Consider the following 2350-nt stretch of genomic DNA (forward strand, 5'->3'; position numbering starts at 1 on the left):
ATTCGTTCTAAAATGTCATTATATTGTTTGTTTCCTAGCATATAATCATCGAGACCGATAAATGAAACTTTTTGTTTTTGAACGTAATAAGTTTTTTCTTCGTTTTTTAATAATATAAAATTGCTTTCGGTTAACAGCTCTTCGTATTGTTCAGTAAAATAACCTCCATGATCATGGTTACCGTATATTGCAAGCTTTCCTATTTTTGGATTAAGTTCTTTTAAAAGCCGAATAACTTCATTCTTGTAAGAAAACTTTCGAATATCACTAACCAAATCCCCAGTAAATAGAATAAAATCAGGCTTCATTTGGTTTATATTTTTTACGACCTTTTTAAATCGATCTATATCTTTTTTATTATTAAAATGAGTATCAGAGATTTGTATTAATTTAATAGGAGTATTCGAATTTAACCGATCGTCTGAAAATGTTAATTGCTTAGTTCGAATTGATGTTGGCTCAACATAGACTGAATAATAGATTGTACAAATTAACAGTAAAAAAAATGATGTAAGTTTTATTTTCAATTGTCCCCCGACCTTTTTAAAGAAATAATTACTGCATACTATATTAAATAGTTTAATTGTTAAAAATATTCTCAAAATAACAAAATGTTGTTAAACTATAGAATACAAAGGGAGTGATACGAGTGAAGGATAAAGTTGTGATCGTTACTGGTGGCTCTAGTGGTATGGGGAAAGCAATGGCTATGCGTTTTGCAAAGGATGGTGCAAGAGTGGTCATTGCGGGAAGAGATATAGAAAAATTAAATAGTGCAAAAGAAGAAATTGAACAATTTGATGGTCAAGTATTACCAATAGCTATGGATGTACGGGATCCTGAATTAATTAAAAATATGGTAAATGAAGTTGATCAAACATTTGGAACAATAGATTTCTTAGTTAATAATGCGGCTGGTAATTTTATTTGTGCTGCAGAGGATTTGTCTGTAAACGGTTGGAACACAGTTATAAATATAGTTTTAAATGGAACTTTTTATTGTAGTTCTGAAGTAGGACGGTATATGATACAACATAAAATTAAAGGTGCGATTACAAATATAATTGCTACATATGCTTGGGATGCGGGTCCTGGGGTTATTCATTCTGCATCAGCTAAAGCTGGTGTTCTTGCTATGACACGAACTTTAGCAGTTGAGTGGGGTAGGAAGTATGGAATTAGAGTCAATGCGATTGCTCCTGGACCTATTGAGAGGACAGGTGGGGCGGCTAAATTATGGCTTTCTGAGGAATTAGAAAACAGAACAATACAAAGTGTACCACTAGGCAGGTTAGGTACTCCAGAAGAAATAGCGGGACTTTGTGCATATTTATTTTCAAATGAGGCTGGTTATATTAATGGTTCTTGTTTTACAATGGATGGAGGACAGTCCTTACATCAATACCCATTCTAGAAGGAGGTTCAAAATGGATCCTTTAGACGTAATAAGTAACTTAGATAAAGTCGTACCATATTTTCAACCAATATATGGAGCCGATACACAAAATTGTGTAGGAGTAGAGGTTGTTGGTAGACTAAAACTTGAAAATTTACACAGCCTTGAATTCTTCTTTGCAAATGATTTGGTGCCAGATGACTACTTATTAGAGGTTGACAATCATATACTAATTCAAGCTCTCGATGAAGTTGTACAATCTAAATTCGATGGTGGTATTTTTATTAATCGTCACCCTTCAGCGCTTCTTGCAGATGACCCAGAAAATCTATTATCGATTTTACAATCATATGAAGAAAAGGGCATACAACTAAATAAAATTGTCATTATTCTTCAACATCAACTTTTTTATGGTTTTGAGAAAGAACTAAAAAATTTAATTACATATTATCAAACTTATGGTATTAAATTTGCGATTAATAGCGTAAATGAGAAGTTAATTAACTTAGAAAAACTTCGGTTCTTGTCTCCTGATATCATTAAAATCGATTTTAAAATGGTTCAACAACTTCATACATCATCATTTCAAGATTTATTAAATTCCGTAATTTATGTGGCAAGAAAAGTAGGGGCATCGATGTATTACGATGGGATAATCGATTCAATTCAATTAAGAAATGCATGGAAGAATGGTGGAAGATTTTATCAAGGCGCATATTTGTTTATACCACAACCATCCATTAGTGAGTTAAATCATGAATGTGAGCCACTAAAGAATGATATCTTAAAATATATTCGAGGCGAAAAGAACAAATTAATTGCGCTTAGAGATATGACTAATTTAATTCAACAAAAAGTCGAATCGACAATTAATAAATTTAAATTAGGAGCGGATTTAAATTCATTTTTAATGAATATATCAAGTGAATTAAATTCCTTTTGTTTTAGAATGTA

3 protein-coding genes are annotated in these 2350 nt (G+C 31.7%); 2 read left to right on the forward strand and 1 reads right to left on the reverse strand.

The annotated features are described in order from the left end of the window. Positions 1 to 527: metallophosphoesterase (locus tag CN514_RS20130; RefSeq protein WP_176525996.1), on the reverse strand; the 527-nt coding region annotated here is incomplete at its 3' end. 122 nt (positions 528 to 649) lie between these two features. Here CN514_RS20130 and fadH point away from each other — a divergent pair. Together fadH and CN514_RS20140 are read left to right on the forward strand one after the other, a co-directional pair. Further along, positions 650 to 1414: a 2,4-dienoyl-CoA reductase gene (fadH, locus tag CN514_RS20135; protein ID WP_097975726.1), complete on the forward strand. Its 765-nt coding sequence runs from the start codon at positions 650 to 652 to the stop codon at positions 1412 to 1414. A gap of 13 nt (positions 1415 to 1427) precedes the next feature. Beyond that, the coding region (locus tag CN514_RS20140; RefSeq protein WP_098234115.1) for an EAL domain-containing protein at positions 1428 to 2350 on the forward strand (923 nt) is incomplete at its 3' end.

The sequence above is a fragment of the Bacillus sp. AFS001701 genome, from assembly GCF_002559405.1.
GTDB lineage: Bacteria > Bacillota > Bacilli > Bacillales > Bacillaceae_G > Gottfriedia.